This window comes from Paraburkholderia rhynchosiae (assembly GCF_002879865.1).
In the GTDB taxonomy this organism is placed as follows: Bacteria; Pseudomonadota; Gammaproteobacteria; order Burkholderiales; family Burkholderiaceae; genus Paraburkholderia; species Paraburkholderia rhynchosiae.
Genome location: NZ_PNXY01000031.1, coordinates 66,980 through 74,395, shown reverse-complemented (window position 1 = coordinate 74,395; position 7,416 = coordinate 66,980). Strand labels below are relative to the sequence as shown.

Sequence of the window (7,416 nt, the reverse complement as noted above, 5' to 3'; positions counted from 1 at the left end):
CGAGCTTCTGGTGGAATCCGGACAAGTTCGTCGGTCCGGCGGGGCTGCTGCAGGCCTACCGTTTCATTGCGGACAGCCGCGACGAGGCGACCGGCGAGCGGCTCGATAACCTGGAAGACCCGTACCGTCTGTTCCGCTGCCACACGATCATGAACTGCGTCGACGTCTGCCCGAAGGGGCTGAACCCCACAAAGGCGATTGGCAAGATCAAGGAATTGATGGTTCGCCGCGCTGTGTGACAAGTCAGTAGGCCCGCCTTTGCCTGGAGTCTCGCTCTGAGACTCCAGCGCCATCATTTCGCGTATGGCCGCCGAAGCATCGGCACATACCGTCGTTTCACCTCCGCCGACAATGATCGGCCAAACGATCGGCCAAACAACTCCTCCCGCGATTTTTCAGCCGCTTAATAAATTCGGCCCATGCGCCGACCTTTCCGCAGTCGAATTGGCCGACCTGTTACAAAAAATTACGCCGAGGCCTTTCGTACGACCTAAATTCCATTGTATTCATGCTGCCCGGTTGCACTGACAGCGATAACGAAGTCGTAGCCGACGCGCTGGCGGTCACCAGCGCTCGCGGCCTCGAATGGTTCAAGTGGTAGCGAGTCTGGCGAGTAAAAATGCAGGAACAACAAGCGCCGATGCCGTCGTTATGACCGCACACTACGAGGCGCGATTTTCCCCACGTCCCTTAGCAAATCGCCAGCCTGCTATCGATCCACCAGTCAGAGGCCGCCCATGGAGGAGGAGTCTTCTATGTCCCCCAACAAGCCTCGTGTGCTTCTGATCGGTATCCCACTTGCCATCGCGTTGACGGCCAGCACCACAAGCTGGGCAGCGCCAGTTCTGGTCTCGGGTCCGAGCCCGTTTGCCAGCTGCAACATTGGCGGACCCGGCACCATCTATGTGAACGCGGAGGTCGAACCGTGGCTGGGCGTGAATCCAGCCAATCCTTCGAATCTGATCGGCGTGTGGCAGCAGGACCGCTGGTCGAACGGCGGCGCTCACGGTCTGGTCGCTGCTTCTTCTTTCGATGGCGGTCATACGTGGAGCCAAACGCCTCTGCCTTTCAGCGCATGCGCGAACGGACTCGGGTATGAGCGAGCCTCTGACCCATGGGTGTCGATCGGTCCGGATGGCACCGCATACTCCGTCTCCATTTCCTTCAACCAGTCAAACAACAATAACGCGGTGGGTGCCGCTGTTTCGAAGGACGGCGGCCAAACATGGGGCAATCTGAACGTCATCATCGCGAACAATGAACCGTCGCTGCAGTTCTTCAACGACAAGGAGTCTGTGACGGCCAATCCGATCAAGGCGGGCGTTGCTTATGCGGTATGGGACCGGCTCGAACTGCCGAACGGCAATCCCTACGCGAACCTGCATACGGCCGCGTTCCGGGGCCCGTCCATGTTCTCAAAGACCGTCGACGGCGGCCTCACGTGGAGTTCGCCATCAGTGATCGTGAATGTGCCGTCGCGGCAGCAGACCATCGGCAATCAGATCGTCGTCAATTCGCAGGACGGCACGCTTTACGACTTCTTCAATCTGATCACTCCGCCGTTCTCGAAAGCGGCGGGCAAGGTGGCGTTCATCAAGTCGACCGATGACGGCGCCACGTGGACCAAGCCGCAAATCATCGCCGGTCTGCAGACGGTGTCGGTTACGGACCCCAACACGGGCGAGCCGGTGCGCACGGGCGACATCATCCCCGAGCCCGCGATCGATCCCGCGACGGGGCAGTTGTATGTGGTGTGGCAGGACTCGCGCTTCAACGGCGGGCAGTACGATGAAATCGCGCTGTCGACTTCCACGGACGGTGGCCGGACATGGAGCGCGCCGGTGCGTGTCAATACGCCTTCGGGACGACCGGCGTTCAATCCGAATGTTCGCGTCAATTCGGCGGGGACGGTTGCCGTGACGTACTACGACTTCCGGACGCTCGCCGCTGACAATACGGCGACGCTGCCGACGGACTATTGGCAAACCAAGTCGACGAATGGTGGAAAGAGCTTCGGCGGTGAAGTGCATCTGGCCGGCTCGTTCGACCTCAAGACCGCGCCGAACGCCGAGGGCTTTTTCATCGGCGACTATCAGGGGCTGGATGCGAGGGGCACGGCATTCGTGCCGTTCTTCGTGCAAACGAATTCCGGTAATACGACCGATCGTACGGATGTGTTTGCCGCGCCGTAGTCGGCGGGAATCTGGCTGTACGCCCAACCTGATCGCCCTGAGAACTGCTGGGCGGTCGGGTCGGGCACGCGCTCATCCGTCTTTACAGATAGCTGCAAACGTAGTCGAGCGTTTCGATGACCTCGATGTCGAAGCGGCTCTTGCCGGGCACCGGGAATGACTCGCCCGCGCCATAGGTGTTCCACTCGTCGCTGCCTTCCAGACGGATACGGCATTGGCCCGCCTGCACTTCCATGAGTTCCGGCGCGTCGGTGCCGAAGTTGAGCGTGCCGGGCAAAATCACGCCCAGCGTTTTGCGCGTGCCGTCGGCGAAGAGCACAGTGTGCGAGACACACTTGCCGTCGAAATAGACATTGGCCCGTTTGATAACGGAAACCTGATCGAATTGCGTTGCGGCCGTCATGGCGGTCTTCCTATGGGTCATCTTGAATGGATGGGTTGGCACCGCGTAGCGGCGGCGTAGCGGCAGCACACGGTGCGCGATCTGCGCCGACCGTCTGCACGGGACTCCGGTCGGGCGCCAGCCCGCCATGATACAGGCGCTCGGCGTCGGGCAATGTCTGCATGCTATGCCGCCGACGATCCGTCGACCTGACACCAGCGGCCCGAATCCGGGCATACGATGGCGCGTTCGCCATTCACCAGGACCTCCTCTGTATGCGCTTGCAAGGAGGTCGAAGGGTCTATGTCAAAGACAACCTTGAGTGCGCGCGCGACATCGGCATGTTCGATGGGAAGCTCCCAGGTCAGGAAGATCTGGACATCATCCCGATCCAGCGCGAAGTCGGCCGTATTGAAGCCGCTGCTGTGGCGCTGAATTACGCCGTGAGGCTGGCCGGTATCGAATATCAGAGCCGTTCCCCGCGTCAGCGGAATGCGATGGCCGGTAGAGGGGAAATGCACATCGAGCCCTCTGTCCTCGCTCAGGAACAGATTGCAAAAGGCCGCGCCGCCATACTGCGCAGCGTCATGGTGATACCTTGCGCCGCGGCAGGCCATGAGGGCGACGTCGCTGGACGCAAGCACGTCAGCGAGGCCGAGCGAGCGCGTCCAGTCCGACATTGCCTGCACGCAGCGCGTGTAGTCCGGCCAGCGCGCCCGCGCTCGCGCCAAAGGCATGACTTCCACGTCGCCGGGCTCCAGAACCATGCGCGACGATGTCTCCCTTTGCCAGTCCGCAAGCAGACGCGCAGAGGGTACAGGCACGTCGACGGTGCCGGACAGCACGATGTTGCTCACGCATCGACTGCGGATGGCGTCGCCATTCGAGAAGTAGGAAGTCAGCATGTGGGGCATTCTAACTATGCCGGGCGATCGACGCGGGCTGCGGCTAAAGCCAGCGCCAGATTCCTGCGGCCCAACCGGCGAGCGGAATATGGGCCCATGTCGCGACGAGCCAGACAACGACGCCGCCAAGAAGCGCGTGCAAGCCGAATCCGCCCATCCGCGCCCGGCCCGCGATGATTGCCGCAAACGGCAGATAGCTCGTCTTCGACTCCCATGCGGGCCAGAGTTCGGGCTCGAGCCGCTCCTTTTTCCGGTCCTGCAACGCGGCACCGACGAGCGCGAGCACGACGATCGCCGCCGCGACTACGATGTTCCTGGCCACCGGGAACACCGCGATGTGACATAGCCCCCACAGCGCGAACGACCACATCATCGGATGGCGTGTCACCGCAAACACCCCGCGCGCCTCTTGCGGGAACGAGCCAGGCCGGCCGGCGGTGGGAAGCGCCGGGTTGCGGATCAGCGAGCCCATCAGGAGGATCGACGCGATCAGCATGATCACGGTCGCAAGCGCCCAGAGCCCGCCTCCTACCGGCCACAACGGTGCGGTCAGGGGCGCCTTTCGGTAAGCCACGATCAGCCAGCCGAGCGTCAGAAACGCGACCAGCGAATAGACGCCCTGAAAGCCCGCTTCGCCGATTGCGCGAACCAGACGCCCGCGCAGCGGATGAGACAAGACAAAGTGACTGCCCACAAAGGCGACTGCCGCCGCCGCAACTACGTTGGTGCTTTCCATTGGATTGGCTCCCTGAGTCATCGCGTCGGCTGACCGCGTTGCCCTCATCTGCGAAGACGCGTGGCCGGCAATTGGAACTTTGTCTGATCGGCTGCTGACAGCAATACCGGATTATCAAGCAAAGCGACGAAACCCAGGATGCCCCAATGATTTGCATTACTGCTGGGCGTGCTTCGCTGCGTCTTCGATCACCGCGGCCACTTCCTTCGGACGGGATTCGTAGACCGAGTGAGTTGCACCCGCCAGTACGGTGGTATGGCTATGCGCGCGCTGGTAATAGAAGCGCTCGAGATCCGGATTGATGATTTTGTCGTCAGCCGCCACGATGCCCCAACTCGGCTTGGTGGTCCAGGCAGCGACCGTCATCGGCGCGGAGAAAACCTTCGCCGCCGTCAGGACTCCGTTCATAACATGACTACGCATGGTTGCGCAGCGCGCCCGTCTACAAAGCCGCCTGTTTGCGATTTTTATCTTTAAGCATCGATCCGGTTTATATCGCATTACTAACTGAATGACGATCCAGGCGGGCGGCTGGACGCGGGCTCCGTTCAACTTTCCTGTCGGGCCGGCCCAGGCTCAATGCTTCTGATTCTGTCTACATGCGGGCAAACACCCGGCCTCGATGTTTATTCCAGGTTTTCTGAAATCGATCGAAACGTGTTGCTCGCATCGCATGCAAATCATTCAGCATAAAAATAAAGTGACTCAGTAGAACTACCGATGCTGTAGTCGAACTACATTCCTACAGTGGCTCTGGCGAAGAATCGCTACGGTCAATCAGACTGGTCTGATTCTTCTCAGGCGGGCACGTATCCTTGCAGTCACCCTGCATCGCCCGCTTCGCGTCCCCACGGTGAACACACCGAGGGCGCTCCTCCTCGCATCGCCCACAAAACCAGAATTTTGGAGAGGCAACATGCAGACAAAGCTATGGCCGGTCGTCGCATTCGCGGCGGCCGTGTGCGTTTCTGCCCATGCAGGCGCTCCCGCTTCCCCGTTTGATTTCGCGCTTGATTTCCCGCCCACTTCCGCTGTCATGAACGCGTTCGGATCGGTAGCTGCGCATCGGCGCGCCGAGTCGCTCGTCGGCAAAATGACGCTGGACGAAAAGCTGCAGTTCATTCATTCCGAATATGCAATGTCCAGCGTGCCCGGCGGAGGCGCCGGCTATATTCAAGGTGTGCCGCGTCTTGGCATTCCCGACCTGAACATGGTCGACTCCGCTACGGGCTCCGGCAGCACATCGCAGGCAAGCACGACCTTTCCGGCAACCATAGCGCTCGCGGCAACATGGGATCGGCGCCTCTCGTCCGACTTCGGCAAACAGGTGGCAATACAACTGCGCGCCCAAGGATTCGGAATGGGATTGGGCGGCGGCACTAACCTCGCGCGCGAGCCGCGCGGCGGCCGGCTGTTCGAATATCTTGGCGAGGACCCGGTGCTCGCCGGCGAAATGCTCGCCGAGCGCACGGACGGCACGCAACGTCAGAAGGTCATTGCGACAATCAAGCACTACGCCGGCAACGAGCAGGAACATAACCGGATGGGCGGCAACAGTCAGATCGACGAGCGCACATTGCGCGAACTCTATCTATTGCCGTTCGAGATTGCGGCAAAGCGCGCACAGCCGGGCAGCGTGATGTGCAGCTACAACCGGCTGAACGGCGACTATGCGTGCGAGAACGCGCATCTGCTCAACGATGTGCTCAAAAACGAATGGCGCTTCGAGGGGCAGGTGCAGTCCGATTGGGGCGCGACGCACAGCACCGCGAAAGCGATCAACGCCGGCCTCGACGAGGAAGAGGATGTCGGCTCGACCGTCTATCTGACACCGGACGCGGTCCGCCAGGCGATTGCGAGCGGCTCGGTGTCGACCGCCCGCCTCGATGACATGGTGCGGCGCAAGCTCTACGTGATGATCCGAACAGGCGTGATGGACGACCCTCCGAAGGGCGGCGGCGCCATCGACTTTGCGAGTGCCAATGCGTTCGCGCAGGCAGTCGCCGAACAGTCGATTGTTCTACTGAAGAACGACAACAATCAGTTGCCGCTCTCCGCCGGCTCGCTCTCACGGATTGCGGTGATTGGCGGACATGCGGACGCGGCCGTCCTCACCGGTGGCGGATCGGGCAATACGCGCGATCCGGTCACGGGCTCATTCGCAGGTTGCGGCGGCTTGACGTTTGCTACGTCGAGCGGCTGCAGTTGGTGGTCCAATCCGTGGCTGAAGCTAAGCACGCCCATTGTTGCGGCGATCCAGGCGCTCGCGCCGTCGGCACAGGTCAGCTTCGCCGGCAACAGCGATCAGCAGACGCCATTTCGCACCTACACGCAGCAGGAGATCGATCAGGCGGTGGCGCTCGCGAGCCGCTCGGATGTCGCTGTAGTCTTCGTCGCGCAGCCGGCGGGCGAAGACTTCGGCGATCTGCAAAGCCTGAGCCTCGCCAATCCGTCGAACCAGGACGCGCTCGTCGATGCGGTGGCGCGCGCCAATCCCCGCACGGTCGTCGTCGTCGAAAGCGGCAATCCCGTGTTGATGCCGTGGAAGGATCGCGTGGCAGCCATCGTGGAAGCCTGGTATCCGGGCGAAGGCGGCGGCAAGGCGATCGCGAACGTCCTGTTCGGCAAAGTCAATCCGTCGGGCAAACTGCCCGTGACCTTCCCCGTGCGCGATCAGGACTCTCCGACGTGGGGGCAAAGCGGCGCGTTCGAACCGGACCCTGTGTACGCGGAGAAGTTGAACATGGGCTACCGGTGGTACGACGCGAGAAACATCACGCCGATGTTCGAGTTCGGGTACGGGTTGTCGTACACGCATTTCACGTACTCCGGGCTTTCGGTCGTGCATCGTCCCGATGGCGCACTCGACGTGTCATTCACTGTGCGCAACGACGGCCGCATGGCAGGCGCGGAGGTGCCGCAGGTCTATCTGGGCGTGCCGTACCGGGATGAACCGCCGCGGCGTCTGGTCGGTTGGGAAAAAGTCGGCGTGAACCCCGGCGAATCGCGCCGCGTGCGAATTACGGTCACGCCGCGCATGCAAAGTGTATGGGACACCTCGCGTAATGGCTGGCGCTACGTCCCTGGTGGAACTGTGTATGTGGGGGCGTCGTCGCGTGATATCCGGTTGCAGGGGAGTTAGCGACATACTTTCGATACGTCGCGAGGGGCGAGTGTTCCCGCCCTTCGCGAACATCGATT

The 7,416-nt window shown here is 61.6% G+C and carries 5 protein-coding genes and 2 pseudogenes; 3 read left to right on the top strand and 4 right to left on the bottom strand.

Features of this window, described 5'->3' with window-relative positions:
• Positions 1 to 239, top strand: a pseudogene (sdhB, locus tag C0Z16_RS30115) (succinate dehydrogenase iron-sulfur subunit); the annotation flags it as partial.
• Between the two features lie 516 nt (positions 240 to 755).
• Positions 756 to 2,192 (top strand): sialidase family protein, encoded by a 1,437-nt coding sequence (locus tag C0Z16_RS30110; protein WP_102635695.1) that lies wholly within the window; start codon positions 756 to 758, stop codon positions 2,190 to 2,192.
• A gap of 82 nt (positions 2,193 to 2,274) precedes the next feature.
• On the opposite strand, the gene ppnP is transcribed toward C0Z16_RS30110, so the two are convergent.
• The 4 genes and pseudogenes from ppnP to C0Z16_RS30090 all read right to left on the bottom strand — a co-directional run.
• Positions 2,275 to 2,595, bottom strand: coding sequence for a pyrimidine/purine nucleoside phosphorylase (gene ppnP / locus C0Z16_RS30105; RefSeq protein WP_102635694.1), 321 nt, complete (start codon positions 2,593 to 2,595; stop codon positions 2,275 to 2,277).
• A gap of 164 nt (positions 2,596 to 2,759) precedes the next feature.
• On the bottom strand, positions 2,760 to 3,479 hold the full coding sequence (locus C0Z16_RS30100; protein WP_102635693.1) for a hypothetical protein: 720 nt from the start codon (positions 3,477 to 3,479) through the stop codon (positions 2,760 to 2,762).
• A gap of 43 nt (positions 3,480 to 3,522) precedes the next feature.
• Positions 3,523 to 4,215 carry an NnrU family protein gene (locus C0Z16_RS30095; RefSeq protein ID WP_102635692.1) on the bottom strand — a complete coding sequence of 231 codons (693 nt, stop codon included), beginning with the start codon at positions 4,213 to 4,215 and terminating at the stop codon, positions 3,523 to 3,525.
• Positions 4,216 to 4,371: 156 nt separating this feature from the next.
• A pseudogene (locus C0Z16_RS30090) lies at positions 4,372 to 4,614 on the bottom strand (alpha/beta fold hydrolase); the annotation flags it as partial.
• 517 nt (positions 4,615 to 5,131) lie between these two features.
• On the opposite strand from C0Z16_RS30090, the gene C0Z16_RS30085 reads away from it, so the two are divergent.
• Positions 5,132 to 7,357 (top strand): beta-glucosidase, encoded by a 2,226-nt coding sequence (locus C0Z16_RS30085; RefSeq protein WP_102635691.1) that lies wholly within the window; start codon positions 5,132 to 5,134, stop codon positions 7,355 to 7,357.
• Positions 7,358 to 7,416 lie beyond the last annotated feature (59 nt).

Excerpts from the sequence above, each read along its gene's own strand:
- C0Z16_RS30110 (WP_102635695.1), top strand. The coding sequence starts at position 756 with ATGTCCCCCAACAAGCCTCGTGTGCTTCTGATCGGTATCCCACTTGCC.
- ppnP (WP_102635694.1), bottom strand. The coding sequence starts at position 2,595 with ATGACGGCCGCAACGCAATTCGATCAGGTTTCCGTTATCAAACGGGCC.
- C0Z16_RS30100 (WP_102635693.1), bottom strand. The coding sequence starts at position 3,479 with ATGCTGACTTCCTACTTCTCGAATGGCGACGCCATCCGCAGTCGATGC.
- C0Z16_RS30095 (WP_102635692.1), bottom strand. The coding sequence starts at position 4,215 with ATGGAAAGCACCAACGTAGTTGCGGCGGCGGCAGTCGCCTTTGTGGGC.
- C0Z16_RS30085 (WP_102635691.1), top strand. The coding sequence starts at position 5,132 with ATGCAGACAAAGCTATGGCCGGTCGTCGCATTCGCGGCGGCCGTGTGC.